Here is a 17,015-nt window from a genome sequence, read left to right as displayed (position 1 = left end):
TGAGATACATTATTTTTAAACAGGGGGCCTCCTCATGTCAAAACCATTAAACCTTCACCGTCTTACAACGGAATCACGCAATAGCCAAACAGCTGAAATCCACAAAGCAAACACACTCGGCATCCTCAAAATGATCAACAACGAAGATTTGAAAGTCGCAGCCGCCGTTCAGCAGGTTCTCCCCGATATCAAAACAGCTGTAGACTGCGCGTACGACTCGTTTCAAAATGGAGGCCGGCTCATATACACAGGCGCCGGTACAAGCGGCAGACTCGGTGTCATGGATGCTGTTGAATGTCCTCCCACCTACAGCGTAAGCCCAGATCAGGTCATCGGAATCATGGCTGGCGGACCTAAAGCATTTTTGCAGGCAGCAGAGGGCATTGAAGACAGTGAAAAAGCAGGAGCCGAAGATTTAAAAAACATACAACTCACTTCAAACGACACCGTCATTGCCATCGCAGCAAGCGGTCGCACACCTTATGCCGCAGGCGCCCTAACATACGCCCGTAAAGTCGGAGCACACACCATCGCCCTTACCTGTAATGAAAATTCCGCCATCAGCAAAGATGCGGATCACAGCATTGAGGTTGTCGTCGGACCTGAGGCCATTACAGGATCAACACGTATGAAAGCCGCAACTGCTCATAAAATGATTCTAAACATGATATCCACCGCTGTAATGGTCAAAATCGGCAAGGTTTACGAAAACTTGATGGTAGACGTCAATGTCAGCAACAAAAAATTAAAGGAACGCGCCATCAGTATCATCCAAAGCCTCACAAACGCTTCATACGACACAGCCAGACACACTCTGGAAAAAGCCAATCATCACGTCAAAACAGCAATCGTCATGCTCAAAACAAGCACAGATCAGGAACAAGCTAAAACATTGCTTGATGAAACAAACGGTTTTATAGACAAAGCAATCGAACATTACCATTCAAGATAAGGAGAGACCAAGAATGGCAACAGGCGGTTTAGCGATCATCCAATCAATGAAGCACAAGCTTCCCCCATCCGAGCGTAAACTTGCAGATTACATCTTAACTCATCCCCACAAAGCTATAGAAAGCACTGTCAGCGAAATCAGTGCCTTAGCCAATTCAAGTGACGCTGCCGTCATCAGGCTCTGCAAATCGCTCGGACTAAAGGGATTTCAAGATTTAAAAATGAGAGTGGCAGGCGATCTGGCAAAACCTGCTGTACAAGGCTATCGGGACATTGCGCCTCGCGAACCGCTGTCCTCCATTTCTGAAAAAGCGGCCGGCAATGCCATTCAAGCCATTCAGGATACTTCAGACCTGATGGACTACAAAGAGCTTGAACGAGCGGTTTCTCTGCTTCTCAAAGCTCATACCGTGCATTTTATCGGCGTCGGGGCTTCCGGCATTGTCGCCAAGGACGCCCAGCAAAAGTGGCTTCGCATTCATAAACAAGCAACCGCGTTCACAGACACTCATCTTGTGGCATCATTAATCGCAAATGCAGATAAGGATGACATCGTATTCGCTATTTCGTTTTCGGGAGAGACGCAGGAAATCATTGAACTGATCACGATGGCTAAGGAAAAAGGCATCACAACGATCAGTCTGACACAATTCAGCCAGACATCCGTCTCCGCGCTGGCTGATGTCCCGTTGTACACAACGCACTCCAACGAAGCCCTGATTCGAAGTGCAGCCACTTCCTCCCGCCTCGCCCAGCTTTTTATGATTGATGTTTTGTTTTTAGGCATGGCGGCTGAGCAGTATGAAGAAACAACCGGCTATATCGATAAAACGAAAGCAGCCATACAATCTATGAGAAAAAAATAAGGCATCTGGAAGAGGAGGGGTTTTGATGAGCAAAGAAAATAACTACAATCATCTCGCAAAGAAAATCCTTGAGCTATGCGGAGGAAAATCCAATATTTCCTCATATACACATTGCATGACACGCCTGCGTATTACGCCTTATGATGAAAGCAAAGCAGATGCTCAGGCTTTAAGAGAGCTTGACGGCGTATTGGGGGTCGTCGAAGCTGAAACCATACAAATCATCCTCGGCACAGGAGTCGTCAACCATGTCACAGCCGCTTTCTCAAAGCTCGTGTCAGCAGAAGAAGGTGTCGACGTCAAAGAAGCTGCGGCCAAAAAGAAAGCCGACATAAATCGAAAAAACGCCACTCCTTTTAAACTTTTCTTACGTAAAATTGCCAGCATCTTTATCCCTCTTATTCCCGCACTTGTCGCTTCCGGTTTAATCACTGGGATTACCAAAGCAATCATTCAAGCCGGCTGGCTCTCTGCAGAATCACAAATCGCTATTATCCTGACAGTCATCGGATCAGGATTGTTCACTTATCTCGGCATTCTCGTCGGCATTAACGCATCGAAAGAATTTGGCGGGACACCCGCTCTTGGAGCTCTGGCGGGGATCTTGATTATGAATCCGGAGATCGCAAAGATCAGTTTATTCGGAGAACAGCTTCTTCCGGGCAGGGGAGGTTTGATTGGGGTTCTTTTCGCAGCCATATTCATTGCTTACACCGAACAATTTATCCGCCGTTTTATTCCTCAATCACTCGATATCATTGTCACCCCAACCGTTTCACTGTTAATCACCGGAATCGTAACGTATGTCGTATTTATGCCTTTAGGCGGCTTTATTTCTGATGCTATTACATCCGGCCTTCTGTCCATCTTGGACATCGGCGGCATCGCTGCAGGCTTTATTCTGGGCGCTACCTTCCTACCTCTCGTCGTGACCGGACTGCATCAAGGCTTGACGCCTGTGCACATGGAACTGATCAATTCGATCGGCAATGATCCTCTGCTCCCTATTTTGGCTATGGGAGGCGCGGGACAGGTAGGCGCCGCCTTTGCCATCTTTGTGAAAACGAAAAAATCAACATTGAGAAAAGCAATCGCCGGTGGGCTTCCGTCGGGGCTGCTCGGAATTGGCGAACCGCTTATTTTCGGAGTCACGCTGCCACTTGGCCGGCCGTTTTTAACAGCGTGCTTAGGAGCTGGAATCGGCGGCGCCTTTCAGGCTTATTTTCAGGTAGCCACCATTGCGATTGGTGTCTCCGGGCTGCCGCTTTCCTTTCTCGTCCTTTCTTCCCAAATCATTCTGTATATCATCGGACTCTTTATTTCCTACGCGGCCGGCTTTTTATTGACCTATGCATTCGGATATAAAGAAGAAATGGCTTCTCAGTTCGATTAAATGGTTTCTGTTTCAGGAATAGTAAGCGGATAGACGCACGGAAAGGAGCAAGACAGTGAAAACAAAATTATTGTTCTTATTCAGTGCCATTTTCACCCTATCTATATTGACGCCAAACGAAACCTACGCACAAACAGCAGACTACCAAGTGGGGCCGAAAACCATAAATGCAGAAACTGTACAATTCTCGTCGAAGAAACTAAGGAAGGTTGATCAGATGATAGAACGGGATATTGCAGCAGGATTTCCAGGCGCCGTTCTTGTCGTCGTGAAGGATGGCCGCATCATAAAAAAAGAAGCATACGGCTACAGTAAAAAGTACGAAGGATCAGAACTGCTGAGACGCCCGACCAAAATGAAAACCCGCACGATGTTTGACTTAGCCTCAAATACAAAAATGTATGCAACTAATTTTGCATTGCAGCGCTTAGTCACCCAAGGAAAACTCGATGTCTATGAAAAGATTTCTGCATATTTGCCTGATTTCAAGGATCAGCCGGGAGACCTTATTAAAGGAAAAGACAAGATTCGTGTCATTGATGTCCTCCATCACCAATCAGGACTCCCCTCAAGCTTTTACTTTTACACGCCGGAAAAAGCCGGCATGTACTATTCTCAGGAGCGGGACAAAACGGTTGAATATTTGACGAAAATTCCGCTCGATTATCATACAGGGACAAAACACGTTTACAGTGACATTGGATATATGCTCCTCGGCTGTATTGTCGAAAAACTCACCGGCAAACCGCTTGATGTCTACGCGGAGCAAGAGCTCTACAAGCCGCTGAAGCTGAAGCATACCTTGTATAATCCGCTGCAAAAAGGCTTTAAACCAAAGCAGTTCGCAGCTACTGAGCGTATGGGCAATACACGGGACGGCGTTATTCATTTCCCTAATATCCGTACTAACACGCTGCAAGGAGAAGTTCATGACGAAAAAGCGTTTTACTCAATGGATGGTGTGTCTGGCCATGCCGGATTGTTCTCAAATGCAGATGATATGGCCATTCTGCTGCAGGTCATGTTAAACAAAGGATCACACCGAAACATTTCTTTATTTGATCAGAAAACAGCCGACCTATTTACAGCACCTTCAGCAACAGATCCGACATTCGCTCTTGGCTGGCGTCGAAACGGAAGTAAAAGCATGGAATGGATGTTTGGCCCTTATGCCAGCGAAAATGCTTACGGACATACCGGCTGGACAGGGACAGTTACAATCGTTGATCCAACATTCAATTTAGGCATTGCATTATTAACAAACAAAAAGCATTCACCAGTTGCTGATCCAGAGGAAAATCCAAATGTGTTTGAGGGTGATCAATTTCCAACAGGCAGTTACGGGAGCGTCATTACCGCGATCTATGAAGCGATGGAATGAATGATTCGACGATAGGAGGAAGTTTATATGAAACCTGTATTTCCGCTTATCCTTTCAGCCGTTCTCTTTTTTTCATGTTTTCTTGGCGCCAGTCAGACAAAAGCTACTTCATCCAGCGGCTCAGCTGACGCCAAGCAGATTGTCAATCGCATGACGTTAGATGAAAAACTCGGCCAGATGCTGATGCCTGATTTCAGAAATTGGCAAAAGGAGGGCGAGTCTTCTCCGCAAGCCTTCACAGAAATGAATGAGGAAGTCGCAGGCCTTATCAAGAAGTATCAATTCGGCGGCGTCATCCTTTTTGCAGAAAATGTAAAAACAACACAGCAAACTGTACAGCTTACTGACGCTTACCAAAAGGCGAGCCCCAAAATTCCGCTCATGCTGAGTATTGATCAGGAAGGCGGTATCGTAACGAGATTAGGGGAGGGCACTAATTTCCCAGGGAATATGGCGCTGGGCGCAGCTAGAAGCAGAATCAACGCCTATCAGACCGGCACCATTATTGGAAAGGAGCTCTCTGCCTTAGGCATTAATACGGATTTCAGCCCCGTCATGGACATTAATAATAATCCTGATAATCCGGTAATCGGCGTACGGTCATTCAGCTCTAATCGAGAACTGACAGCACGACTCGGTTTATATACGATGAAAGGTTTGCAGCGGCAAGATATCGCCTCTGCCCTCAAACATTTCCCGGGACATGGAGACACGGACGTTGACAGCCATTACGGACTGCCGCTCGTTTCCCATAGCCAAGAACGGCTTCGTGAGGTCGAGCTCTATCCTTTTCAAAGAGCAATTGATGCCGGTGCTGATATGGTGATGACAGCTCACGTTCAATTTCCTGCCTTTGACGACACCACATACAAAAGCAAACTCGATGGATCGGACATTTTGGTGCCTGCTACACTCTCGAAAAAAGTGATGACAGGTCTTCTTCGTCAGGAAATGGGCTTTAATGGCGTCATCGTTACTGACGCTCTCAATATGAAAGCAATCGCAGATCATTTCGGACAGGAAGAGGCTGTTGTCATGGCTATAAAAGCCGGTGTCGATATTGCATTAATGCCTGCCTCAGTTACTTCTCTGAAAGAAGAACAGAAATACGCACGTGTTATTCAAGCTTTAGAAGAAGCCGTAAAAAACGGAGACATTCCGGAACATCAAATCAACAAATCGGTTGAAAGAATCATTTCCCTGAAAATAAAACGCGGTATGTATCCAGCTCGAAACGACGACAGCATAAAAGAAAAAATAGACAAAGCCCAGAAAATCGTAGGAAGCAAGCATCACCTGAAAGCGGAGAAAAAAATAGCTGAAAAAGCAGTGACCGTATTAAAAAATGAACAGCACACCTTGCCGTTCAAGCCTAAAAAAGACAGCCGGATCTTAATTGTCGCGCCTTACGAAGAACAAACGGCTTCGATTGAACAAACCATTCGCGATCTCGTCAAACGAAAGAAAATCAAACCCGTGTCCCTCAGCAAAATGAATTTTGCCAACCAAGTATTTAATGCCGAGCATGAAAAACAAGTAAAAGAGGCTGATTATATCATAACCGGCTCCTATGTCGTGAAAAATGACCCTGTCGTCAACGACGGTGTCATCGACGACACCATATCAGATTCAAGCAAATGGGCCACCGTATTTCCGAGAGCTGTGATGAAAGCCACACTGCAGCACAACAAACCATTTGTCTTAATGAGCCTGCGCAACCCATATGATGCCGCCAATTTTGAAGAAGCTAAGGCACTCATTGCTGTCTATGGCTTTAAAGGATACGCGAATGGCCGTTATCTTCAACCAAATATCCCCGCCGGAGTTATGGCGATATTCGGCCAGGTAAAACCTAAAGGCACACTTCCAGTTGACATTCCGTCAGTCACGAAACCGGGAGACATCCTTTATCCATATGGCTATGGATTAAATATCAAAACGGGAAAACCACTCTAATAAGGAGGGACACATGAGAAAAACAATATTCACTTTTCTCACGGGGCTCATGATGATTGGAACAATAACAGCTGTCTCAGCATCACCCGATTCTAAGAATCAAACGGCTAAAAAACCTAAAGTCCAGACCGGCATAGACACGCTTTTCCCGGATTATAAAAAACAGCTCAAGGGAAAACGAATCGGATTGATTACCAATCCAACCGGCGTAAACGCATCTCTGAAAAGCAGTGTCGATATTCTTTACGAAAATCCTGATATTAAGCTGACAGCTTTATTCGGCCCTGAGCACGGCGTCCGCGGCGACGCTCAGGCGGGAGACGAAGTCGGCTCTTACATTGATGAAAAAACCGGGATTCCCGTATATAGCCTTTACGGAAAAACGAAGAAACCGACTCCAGAGATGCTGAAAAATGTCGATGTTCTTATGTTTGACATTCAGGATGTCGGGACCCGTTACTACACGTACATTTATACAATGGCATACGCAATGGAAGCTGCTAAAGAAAACGGCATTCCTTTTATGGTGCTGGACCGCCCGAATCCTCAAGGCGGGATTCATATTGAAGGACCCGTCTTAGAACCTGAATACGCCTCATTTGTCGGACTGTACCCTATTCCGTTAAAGCATGGAATGACCATAGGCGAATTGGCTTTACTGTTCAACAAGGAATTTGACATAAATGCCGATCTGACAGTGGTGAAAATGAAACACTGGAAACGAAAAATGGATTTTAACGATACCCGACTGCCTTTCGTCCTCCCTTCACCTAACATGCCGACGGTGGAGAGCACATTGGTTTATCCGGCAACAGGGCTGATTGAGGGAACAAATATATCCGAAGGGCGGGGTACAACAAAGCCATTCGAATTAATTGGAGCTCCCTTTATCAAGAGCACAGAGCTTGAAGAAACATTAAACAGCCTCAATCTGCCGGGCGTGACATTCAGGGCAGCTTCCTTTACGCCGACGTTTTCTAAACATCAAGGAACGCTTTGCCACGGTGTGCAGCTCTATGTGACAGACAGAGAAAAGTTTGAAGCAGTTAAAACAGGTCTGTCACTCATTAAAACAATACATGACCTCTATCCTGAACATTTTGAGTTCCTGTCAACAGGTTCATTTGATAAACTGGCGGGCAACGGCTGGATCAGGACAAAAATTGAAAATGGTGCATCTATTGAAGACATCATAGCTAGCTATGAAAAACCACTCCAACAATTCGGCAAAACAAGAAAAAAATATCTTATCTATTAAGACGTAAGCATCGTATGTTACACGTGTAACATTTTCTTACCGAACAAAAGACCCTTACTTTTATATCTGAGTAAGGGTTTATTTCATGACAAAAAACCCTTCCGCTTTATATAGGAAAACTTTCATTTATTTGGTACAATTTTATTGAAAATGATTATCAATTGAATGTTTCTGAAAAGGTGGTCTACTCTTGCAAAATACAGTGATTTATCATCCCATACAAATTGAATATCTGAAAAAAACAAGTGATCTCTTCTCAGAACAGCAATTAGCCGATTCATTCGTGCTGATCTTTCATTTAAAAGGAAACGGCCATATTTCAATCGGAACAAACATCAGTCCTTTGCAAAAAAAGACACTTTATGTTTGTCCGCCTAACGAGACCTTTGGCTTTACGCCCGCAGCCCAAGGTCATATAGATGCCTGTCTAATCAGGCTCCAAAGTTATGTCAAGGAAACCGGGCAAGATATCTTAACACCCTGTATAGAAACGGAATTAGCCAAACTGAAGCTTGTGAATGTTTCACATATCGAAAACCTTGCAGTCCGGCTTCAAGAGCTTATAGCGCTATGGAATGAATCGTCTCAGCTTTCTCAGCTAAAATGTGTGATTGAAGTTCAAAGCCTGATTTATGATCTCTTTACTGCCAATTTATCTGACCAGACGGATACACATTCAGCAATCGAAAAAACAAAACAATACATCGAAACCCATGCCGATACAAAAATTACACTTGCCCAGCTGTCGCAAATGGCGGGAATCAGCGCCAAACACTACAGCGAAAGTTTTAAAAAATGGACAGGTCAGAGCGTTACAGAGTTCATCACAAAAACGCGAATCACCAGAGCAAAACGGCTCATGGCAAGATCAAACTGCAAATTGAAGGAAATTGCCCACCAAACCGGCTATCAAGATGAATTTTATTTCAGCAGAATCTTTAAAAAGCATACAGGCTGTTCACCTACAAGCTATATGAAAAAACGCCGAAAAAAAATTGCCGCATACGGAAGGGGCACAATAGGCCATCTCATCCCCTTGAATCACATACCGTTTGCGGCCGCGCTGCACCCAAAATGGACGTCTTACTACTATCAGCATTATTCGACAGATATACCCGTCCAGCTCAGCGCATACCGGTTTAATGAAAAGTGGGAAGAAAACCTGAACACGTTATCTCAGGCTGAACCAGATGTGATTTTCAGCATGGATTCTATTTCTCCAGCAGAAAAAAATCGCCTGAATTGCATCGCAGAAGTCATTTACCTTCCTTCAGAAGAAAGCTGGAGAACTCACTTTCTGCAAACTGCCTCATTCTTAAAGGAAGAGTCAGAAGCAGAAAAGTGGCTTGCAGCTTATGACCAGCAGGCAGCGGCCGGCAAAAAAACACTTCAACACGCCCAGAAGCTGCGTTTTCTCTTTCTCAGGCTGCATAAGCAAAACTTCTATCTGGCACATAATCGAAGCGTCCGCGAAGTCTTCTTCGGAGATTTAGGATTTCATTCGGCAAGAACGAAAGACACATCTTCAGATCAAGCTATTTCGTTAGAAAATATCGCAAATGACCAAGCTGACTGCATAATGCTTTTTCTATTTAAAGAGCCTGAAACCCTTGCTTATTACCAGCAATTGCAACAGACAGAGGCGTGGCAAAACCTAAGTGCGGTACGAAATAACCGTGTTTATCTTCTATCCTTTGATCCTTGGAATGAATACTCAGCTTACGGGCACGAACGGATCGTTCAGCAAACCATTTCTTTACTATCCGGTGATTGTCCATGATAAATTTGGAATTTGTCCATGGTGTTATATCTGTTCATTCTCTATAATTCCAATTGATAATAGTTATCAATTGAACAGGAGGCTCTATAGATGAAAAAGATATCTCTTACCTTATTAATCTTGCTTCTCGTGCTGACGGCGGCAGCTTGCGGCAACAAAAATGAATCGACTGCCAGCAAGGCAAGCGGCACAGCGTCTGAGAAGAAGAAAATTGAATACCTGGATAAAACATATGAAGTAACTGTACCGACAGACAAAATTGCCATTACGGGAAGCGTAGAATCGATGGAAGACGCGAAACTGCTTGATGTTCATCCGCAAGGCGCGATTTCATTCTCCGGCAAATTCCCTGATATGTTCAAAGACATCACTGATAAAGCCGAAGCAACCGGAGAAAAAATGGAGCCAAACATTGAAAAAATTCTTGAAATGAAGCCAGATGTCATCCTTGCTTCAACAAAGTTCCCGGAAAAAACGCTGCAAAAAATCAGCACTGCCGGCACGACAATCCCCGTTTCCCATATCTCTTCAAACTGGAAGGAAAACATGATGCTGCTTGCCCAGCTGACGGGAAAAGAGAAAAAAGCGAAAAAAATCATTGCAAACTATGAACAGGATCTAAAAGAAACGAAAACAAAAATTAACGAAAAAGCAAAAGATTCAAAAGCGCTTGTCATCAGAATCAGACAAGGTAACATTTACATTTACCCTGAACAGGTGTACTTTAACTCCACACTATATGGTGATTTAGGCCTTAAAGCGCCGGACGAAGTAAAAGCTGCAAAAGCACAAGAGCTGATTTCATTAGAAAAATTAAGTGAAATGAATCCGGACCACATCTTCGTCCAATTTTCTGATGATGAAAATGCAGATAAACCTGAAGCCTTAAAAGATTTAGAGAAAAATCCAATCTGGAAAAGCCTTAAAGCAGTCAAAGAAGATCATGTGTACGTCAACTCGGTAGATCCTCTTGCACAAGGCGGCACAGCTTGGAGCAAAGTCCGCTTCCTGAAAGCGGCTGCTGAAAAATTGACACAAAACTAATTCAGAGTAGGTTTTTGTATGTATTCAAAACAGTGGACACGTATCATATTGATTACTTCTCCATTTGCTATTGCACTGTCACTGCTGCTTTCGATCCTATATGGCGCAAAGCATCTAAGCACAGATATTGTTTTTACATCTCTTATTCATTTCGATCCGGGAAACACAGACCATCAAATTATATGGCATTCCCGGATTCCAAGGGCTGCCGGCGCTCTGCTCATAGGGGCAGCCCTTGCTGTTTCTGGAGCGCTTATGCAAGGCATTACGCGCAATTATTTAGCTTCGCCCTCCATTATGGGCGTTTCAGATGGTTCCGCGTTTATCATCACGCTTTGTATGGTTCTGCTCCCGCAATCGTCTTCGTTTGAAATGATCATTTACTCTTTTATCGGCTCAGCATTAGGAGCTGTGTTAGTATTCAGCCTTGCCGCCATGATGCCTAACGGGTTTTCCCCCGTACAGCTTGCCATCATCGGCACAGTCACAAGCATGCTGCTCAGCAGTTTATCAGCGGCCATGTCGATATATTTTCAAATTTCACAGGATCTAAGTTTCTGGTACAGCGCCAGACTTCACCAAATGAGTCCAGATTTCCTGAAACTAGCCGCTCCGTTTTTCTTAATTGGCATTGTGATGGCCATTTCTCTCAGCAAAAAGGTGACCGCTGTATCATTAGGCGACGACATTTCTAAAAGTCTGGGGCAAAAGAAAAAGACCATTAAAATCATGGCGATGCTTTCAGTCATCATTTTAACCGGCAGTGCAGTAGCGCTGGCCGGAAAAATTGCGTTTGTCGGATTGGTTGTTCCGCATATCACGCGATTTCTCGTCGGCTCTGATTACAGCAGGCTGATTCCGTGTTCCTGCATCTTGGGCGGTATCTTTTTAACCTTGTGTGATCTCGCAAGCAGATTTATCAATTATCCGTTTGAAACACCGATTGAAGTCGTGACATCCATTATCGGCGTACCTTTCTTCCTTTATTTGATTAAACGAAAAGGAGGGGAGCAAAATGGCTAAAAAATATGCCGTGATCATCGCTTTAATTCTCGTTGTCAGCTATTTCAGCTTAACGAGCGGATCATTTTCTGTTCGTCCGGCTGAACTGCTCTCCACTCTTTTTCAGATTAATCCAAATCCGCAGTATGAAATTTTGCTTTTCGATTTAAGACTGCCGCGGGTTGTTATGGCAGCAATTATCGGACTCGGTCTTGGCATTGCAGGCGCCGTCATTCAAGCCATCACACGTAACGGACTTGCAGACCCGGGAATTCTCGGAATCAATGCAGGAGCGGGAGCCGGGATTGTGGCTTTTATGCTCTTGTTCCAAGGCCAGAAGGAAGTGACATCCATAGCTGCGGCGATGGGAATGCCTTTCTTCGGATTGATAGGCGGACTGATCGCGGCGATCCTGATTTACATATTTGCATGGCACAGAGGCAATTTAGATTCAGGTAGAATTATTCTGGTGGGTATCGCAATCAATTCAGGATTCAGCGCCCTGTCTTTGTTTTTATCATTAAAAATGGACCCGCAAGACTATCAAATGGCCATGGTGTGGAAAAACGGAAGCATCTGGTCTGCCAACTGGACGTATATCACAGCCGTTCTCCCTTGGATGCTGGTGTTTATACCTATTCTTATCGCCAAGTCCCGCTTGCTCGACACTATTCGTTTTGATGAAGACACAGTCAGAAGCCTTGGTATTTCATCAAATAAAGAAAAAACTATTCTGCTCATCGCGTGCGTAGCAATCATCAGCGCCTGTGTCTCCGTAGCGGGCAGCATGGCGTTTGTTGGCTTAATTGCTCCCCATATTTCACGGAGACTGGCTGGTGTCGAACACCGCGACATCCTGCCACTGAGCGGTTTAATCGGCATGCTGCTAGTGATAAGCGCAGACTTTGCCGGAAAACTGTTTTTCCAGCCCGCGGAAGTGCCCGCAGGCATTATTTTGGCGATCCTCGGTGTTCCTTATTTCTTATATCTGCTTTTCAAGCAAAAAAAGGGGGGGAATGCTTGAACGGATCTCTTTCAGAGCATAAAGCCGGTAAAAGGAGGTTTACGCTGTACCTCCCTCCTTCCTACAGCCCAGACAACAGCAGGAGATTTCCTGCTGTTTACGTGCAAGATGGCAGTTCTTTGTTTCAAGACCAAATCGAATTATTAGAAAGCACATTTCAACAGCGAAGGCTGCCTGAACTCGTGCTGATCGGTATCGAACCCGAAAACCGGCTGGATGAATATACCCCTTGGCCAGCTGCATCACTCAGTGATCGGTTCCCAGACTTCGGAGGCATGGGATATGACTATCTGTCAGACATAACAAACCGGTTCATTCCGTTTATCGAAGAAAATTGGAATGTCACCAGGGAACCGCAGTCAAGGGGAATGATTGGTGCCTCATTAGGCGGCCTCATTTCAATGTTCGCCTTATTAAGGTATCCGTCTATGTTTGAAAAAATAGGCTCTATCTCAGGCTCCTACTGGTACGAGAACGCAGCGGAAACCATTCATTTATCTTCTTTAAAACCCGGTACTGCACGTGTCTTTATGTCTGTCGGCAGTGAAGAAGGCCGTGAAAAACAATCCATTCAGCGACATATGCTGCAGAATACAAAGCAAGTGTATCAAAGTTTAAAAGAAAAAGGCTTCACTGAAGATCAGCTATGTTTTTCAATTGAAAAAGGGGCGGTACACCACCGGAAGTACTTCTGCAAACAGTTCACCATCGCGCTCGAATGGCTATACGGAAAAAACCGCTCATAGATTTGAGCGGTTTTTTTCATGCTTTCTGCAATACAGGTTTTAATTCAAAACGATTCAGCATGTAGCCAAATAAAGCAGCCAGTATCTGCTGAAACAGCATGCCGATCACCACCGGAACGGCAACCTGAGACGGAAAGAACGTAACGGCAAGAACTGCGCCGGCACTGATATTTCTCATGCCTCCCGTAAAAATAAGAGATACAATTTCCTCCTGGCGCCTTTTCATCATTTTTCCGATCAGCCAAGCAGCTGCATAGCCTGTTAACGCGATAAAGAAAACCGTCGCCGCTATTCCTACGAATCTCAAATCAACGGCTTTGAAATAAGGGGCAATCGCAGAACTGTTAATCGCAATCACAGCCATCAGGCAAAGCTTTGAAAAAGGTGACAGCGAACTGCTCACAGATGCGGTTCTTTCTGGAGGTGAGATCTGATTAAACAGCATACCCAGAAAAGAAGGAATCACAACCATCACAATCAGCCCTTTCATCATCCCCCACACATCCATATGCACCTGAGCACCGGCTAGCAATGAAAGGCTCAGCGGAACGATCAACGGCGACAGCACCGTATCAACTAAAATAATCGAAAGCGTCAAACCGACATTCCCTTTGTACATCGCTGCCCAAATCAAGCTTGTAATCCCCGTAGGAATCACAACAGCCAATGTTAAGCCGGTGATCGTCAAAGGATCGCCTTTAAAGATAAGATGGCCGCTGCCCCAAGCAAAAAGCGGCATAAAAATATGAAGAACAAATAATGCAAGAATCATAGGAAGAGGATGAGACAATGCATGTCTCAAAGATTGAAAGTTAGCGCTCAAACTGCCAGCAAACGTAATAAAAGCAAAGATCCAAGGCACAGCGCTTTCATATCCATTTAAAAACTGAGACAGCAGCACGCCCAGCACAACACTAGTAGGCGTTAAAAGCGGCATGACTTTCCCCAATACACGGTTCAGCTTCTGAAGCGTCATAAACAAGTCTCCTATTAAATATTTCTATCTCACTCTATTATATCAATGCTGTTCAGTCATATGTTATATAAAAAAGCCCAGATCTCATCAATCTGGGCTTTCACACTTTATGTCATTTGCTTCATAAGGGCTTTACTAGCTTTGTTCAAACCCTTTACTTCAGCTTCAATTCCTTGCTCTTTAAACTTCGCCACAATCTTATCAAGCGCCGCCGCTCCTGAATCATCCCATACGTGAGCCTCAGTTAAGTCAATCACGACTCGCTCAATATCCTCTTGATAAATAAACGCATTCGTAAGATCAGTCACTGATGCAAAAAAGATTTGCCCCTTCACTTGGTACGTTCTCAGTTTTTGATCCTCTTCATAAGAAACAATTTTCAGCTTCGAGATTTTTGCCACAAAGAACACGGCACTTAAGAGAACCCCGACGAATACGCCTTTAGATAAGTCATCCGTCACAACAACCGTAATCACAGTCACAACCATGACAATTGAGTCTGTGAGCGGCGCTTTTTTGAGGCCTTTTAAAGAAGACCAATCAAATGTGCCGACAGATACCATAACCATAACGGCCACCAACGCAGCCATCGGAATTTTCACGACGACAGTACTTAAGACGGCAATTAAAAACATCAGAAAAGCACCGGCAACAAATGCTGACAAGCGTCCGCGTCCGCCTGCTTTTGTATTAATGACAGATTGTCCGATCATAGCGCAGCCAGCCATACCGCCAAAGAACCCAGTTACGATATTCGCAATTCCCTGTCCGCGGCTCTCTTTGTTTTTGTCACTGTCTGTATCCGTCATTTCATCAATAATCTGTGCTGTCAGCAAAGATTCCAGTAACCCAACAAACGCTAAAGCAATCGAATAAGGAAAAATGATTTGCAGCGTTTCAAAGGTAAACGGAACATCAGGAATTAAGAAATGAGGCAATGAGCTAGAAATATTGCCCATATCCCCTACCGTCCGCACATCCACATGGAAAGTGACCGCAATAATCGTCATCACAATAATCGCTACAAGCGGAGACGGAACCGCAGTCGTAAATCTCGGCAGCACATAAATAATAACCAACGACCCGGCAAGCATCGCATACATGCTCCAAGAAGCACCTTCAAACTGAGGAAGCTGCGCAGAGAAGATAAGGATCGCCAGCGCATTCACAAACCCGATCATCACAGAACGCGGAATGAATTTCATTAATCTCGCAATTTTACTGATACCTAAAATCACCTGAATAATTCCTGTCAAAATCGTAGCCGCAAATAAATATTGAAGCCCATGATCAGCAACCAGCGACACCATAACGACCGCCATTGAGCCAGTTGCAGCTGAAATCATGCCTGGTCTGCCGCCAAAAATAGAAATAATAATGGCTATACAAAATGACGCATAAAGACCGACCATCGGATCAACACCGGCTATAATAGAAAAGCCAATTGCTTCAGGTATTAATGCTAACGCAACTAAAATGCCAGCAAGAATGTCTTTTCGGATATTCCCGAACCATTGCTGCTTTAATGTAAAACTATTATTCAAATATAACGACTCCTTTTTAAAAAATAAATCCGCACCGTATTTGTTGTATTGGGAGCTTTCTTTATTTTACGGGAGAAATGAAAGGAAAACGACCGGAGAAAAAGAGGACACGTTGAGTATGTTGTTTTGAGGCAAGGAGTTATTATACAAAGAGTATCATATTAAATTTTGATCAAATACGCAAGATCTATGATGAAGAAAATAATGGCTCAAACTTAGTTTGAGCTATTTCACTGCATTATATCATATCTGGATGAGAAATAAGAATCGTTTAAACTGCAGTAATATCTTTTCTCTCATTTGACAACGGATCTATGCCCGTCAATTCCTGGATGGCAGCCTCATAGTTCTTAAGCGGGGTTTTCTCTGTAATCTGGCGAGCCTTTCCGGTTCCAACGATCATCACGCCATTAGAAAGCAGCTGGAAAGGCCTAACTTTCATCTCATACATATCATCAAATTCATGGGCACAATCCTTCCGTCCTTGTCTTATTAGTGGAAGTTGATTGCCGACCGTGTCAAAAATCACTTCAAATTTTCTCCCTTGATTAATGCGTCTGACCTCGTCCACCGTTAAATCCTGCGGATGATAAACATAATCTGATATCAGGCCTGCCGCTTCTGTCCTGTACTCACCAACCTCAGTCGCAACGGTCAGCCTTGATAGTTTTTTCACCATCATTTGAACAAGCAGCCCGCTCTATCACATTTAATACACAGGAAAGCAGCTCAATTAAAGTGGCTTGTTCCCAATGCATATCATCCGGGATTTTATACATAAAATGGTCCTCCCTTTCGCGACAGTCATCCTATTCAGTTTTCACATCAAAGTAATCAGCGGCAAACATCTTGCCTGTCCGGTAAACCAGAATACAAAAAGGACAGCTCATATGAGCTGCCCTTTTTTCAAATTGCTTGGCGGCATCCTACTCTCACAGGGGGAAACCCCCGACTACCATCGGCGCTGAAGAGCTTAACTTCCGTGTTCGGCATGGGAACGGGTGTGACCTCTTCGCTATCGCCACCAAACAAATTGAGAGTGTTCTCTCAAAACTAGATAACAGATGTGACATCATTCAAAATGTGGGTTAAGT

General features: G+C 44.4%; 13 protein-coding genes, 1 rRNA gene and 1 pseudogene. 11 read left to right on the top strand and 4 right to left on the bottom strand.

The window, feature by feature from the left end:
- Positions 1-34: 34 nt before the first annotated feature.
- The 11 genes from murQ to Q5C82_RS17245 all read left to right on the top strand — a co-directional run bounded on the left by murQ (position 35) and on the right by Q5C82_RS17245 (position 13,401).
- The gene (gene murQ / locus Q5C82_RS17295; protein ID WP_003223639.1) at positions 35-952 is read left to right on the top strand and encodes an N-acetylmuramic acid 6-phosphate etherase; all 918 of its coding nucleotides are present in this window, start codon (positions 35-37) and stop codon (positions 950-952) included.
- 13 nt (positions 953-965) lie between these two features.
- Positions 966-1,817 (top strand): MurR/RpiR family transcriptional regulator, encoded by an 852-nt coding sequence (locus Q5C82_RS17290; protein ID WP_003223637.1) that lies wholly within the window; start codon positions 966-968, stop codon positions 1,815-1,817.
- A 25-nt stretch (positions 1,818-1,842) separates the two neighbouring features.
- The gene (locus tag Q5C82_RS17285; protein WP_003223635.1) at positions 1,843-3,210 is read left to right on the top strand and encodes a PTS transporter subunit EIIC; all 1,368 of its coding nucleotides are present in this window, start codon (positions 1,843-1,845) and stop codon (positions 3,208-3,210) included.
- Between the two features lie 55 nt (positions 3,211-3,265).
- Complete coding sequence (gene pbp4b / locus Q5C82_RS17280) at positions 3,266-4,591, top strand: penicillin binding protein PBP4B (protein WP_032727254.1); 1,326 nt, start codon at positions 3,266-3,268, stop codon at positions 4,589-4,591.
- 27 nt (positions 4,592-4,618) lie between these two features.
- A complete protein-coding gene (locus Q5C82_RS17275) occupies positions 4,619-6,547 on the top strand; it encodes a glycoside hydrolase family 3 protein (protein WP_003223630.1) in 1,929 nt (642 codons plus the stop codon).
- A gap of 13 nt (positions 6,548-6,560) precedes the next feature.
- A complete protein-coding gene (locus Q5C82_RS17270; RefSeq protein ID WP_003223628.1) occupies positions 6,561-7,805 on the top strand; it encodes an exo-beta-N-acetylmuramidase NamZ domain-containing protein in 1,245 nt (414 codons plus the stop codon).
- A gap of 190 nt (positions 7,806-7,995) precedes the next feature.
- On the top strand, positions 7,996-9,585 hold the full coding sequence (locus tag Q5C82_RS17265; RefSeq protein WP_013307897.1) for an AraC family transcriptional regulator: 1,590 nt from the start codon (positions 7,996-7,998) through the stop codon (positions 9,583-9,585).
- A 90-nt stretch (positions 9,586-9,675) separates the two neighbouring features.
- Positions 9,676-10,629: an iron ABC transporter substrate-binding protein FeuA gene (gene feuA, locus Q5C82_RS17260; RefSeq protein ID WP_003223626.1), complete on the top strand. Its 954-nt coding sequence runs from the start codon at positions 9,676-9,678 to the stop codon at positions 10,627-10,629.
- An 18-nt stretch (positions 10,630-10,647) separates the two neighbouring features.
- Positions 10,648-11,652 carry an iron ABC transporter permease gene (locus Q5C82_RS17255; RefSeq protein ID WP_003223624.1) on the top strand — a complete coding sequence of 335 codons (1,005 nt, stop codon included), beginning with the start codon at positions 10,648-10,650 and terminating at the stop codon, positions 11,650-11,652.
- Positions 11,645-12,655: an iron ABC transporter permease FeuC gene (gene feuC / locus Q5C82_RS17250; protein ID WP_003223622.1), complete on the top strand. Its 1,011-nt coding sequence runs from the start codon at positions 11,645-11,647 to the stop codon at positions 12,653-12,655. Before Q5C82_RS17255 ends, feuC begins: the two co-directional genes overlap by 8 nt.
- Entirely contained in the window at positions 12,652-13,401 is a 750-nt protein-coding gene (locus tag Q5C82_RS17245; RefSeq protein WP_003223619.1) for an alpha/beta hydrolase, read from the top strand. The genes feuC and Q5C82_RS17245 overlap by 4 nt, the downstream gene beginning before the upstream one ends.
- 16 nt (positions 13,402-13,417) lie before the next feature.
- Here Q5C82_RS17245 and Q5C82_RS17240 read toward each other — a convergent pair whose 3' ends face one another.
- The 4 genes and pseudogenes from Q5C82_RS17240 to rrf form a co-directional block, all read right to left on the bottom strand.
- Positions 13,418-14,338, bottom strand: a complete 921-nt coding sequence (locus Q5C82_RS17240; RefSeq protein ID WP_079996281.1) for a bile acid:sodium symporter family protein — start codon at positions 14,336-14,338, stop codon at positions 13,418-13,420.
- A 146-nt stretch (positions 14,339-14,484) separates the two neighbouring features.
- Entirely contained in the window at positions 14,485-15,921 is a 1,437-nt protein-coding gene (locus Q5C82_RS17235; RefSeq protein ID WP_003223615.1) for a SulP family inorganic anion transporter, read from the bottom strand.
- Between the two features lie 271 nt (positions 15,922-16,192).
- A pseudogene (locus tag Q5C82_RS17230) lies at positions 16,193-16,712 on the bottom strand (alcohol dehydrogenase); the annotation flags it as partial.
- Positions 16,713-16,834: 122 nt separating this feature from the next.
- Positions 16,835-16,950 (bottom strand): 5S ribosomal RNA (gene rrf, locus Q5C82_RS17225).
- Positions 16,951-17,015 lie beyond the last annotated feature (65 nt).

This window comes from uncultured Bacillus sp. (genome assembly GCF_958411575.1).
Lineage (GTDB): Bacteria > Bacillota > Bacilli > Bacillales > Bacillaceae > Bacillus > Bacillus spizizenii.
The sequence above is the reverse complement of the archived record's forward strand: the minus strand, read 5'-3'. Positions and strand labels throughout refer to the sequence as shown.

Bases quoted from the DNA above. Each gene is read 5' to 3' on its own strand.
- murQ (WP_003223639.1), top strand. From the start codon at position 35: ATGTCAAAACCATTAAACCTTCACCGTCTTACAACGGAATCACGCAAT.
- Q5C82_RS17290 (WP_003223637.1), top strand. From the start codon at position 966: ATGGCAACAGGCGGTTTAGCGATCATCCAATCAATGAAGCACAAGCTT.
- Q5C82_RS17285 (WP_003223635.1), top strand. From the start codon at position 1,843: ATGAGCAAAGAAAATAACTACAATCATCTCGCAAAGAAAATCCTTGAG.
- Q5C82_RS17275 (WP_003223630.1), top strand. From the start codon at position 4,619: ATGAAACCTGTATTTCCGCTTATCCTTTCAGCCGTTCTCTTTTTTTCA.
- Q5C82_RS17270 (WP_003223628.1), top strand. From the start codon at position 6,561: ATGAGAAAAACAATATTCACTTTTCTCACGGGGCTCATGATGATTGGA.
- feuA (WP_003223626.1), top strand. From the start codon at position 9,676: ATGAAAAAGATATCTCTTACCTTATTAATCTTGCTTCTCGTGCTGACG.
- Q5C82_RS17255 (WP_003223624.1), top strand. From the start codon at position 10,648: ATGTATTCAAAACAGTGGACACGTATCATATTGATTACTTCTCCATTT.
- feuC (WP_003223622.1), top strand. From the start codon at position 11,645: ATGGCTAAAAAATATGCCGTGATCATCGCTTTAATTCTCGTTGTCAGC.
- Q5C82_RS17240 (WP_079996281.1), bottom strand. From the start codon at position 14,338: ATGCCGCTTTTAACGCCTACTAGTGTTGTGCTGGGCGTGCTGCTGTCT.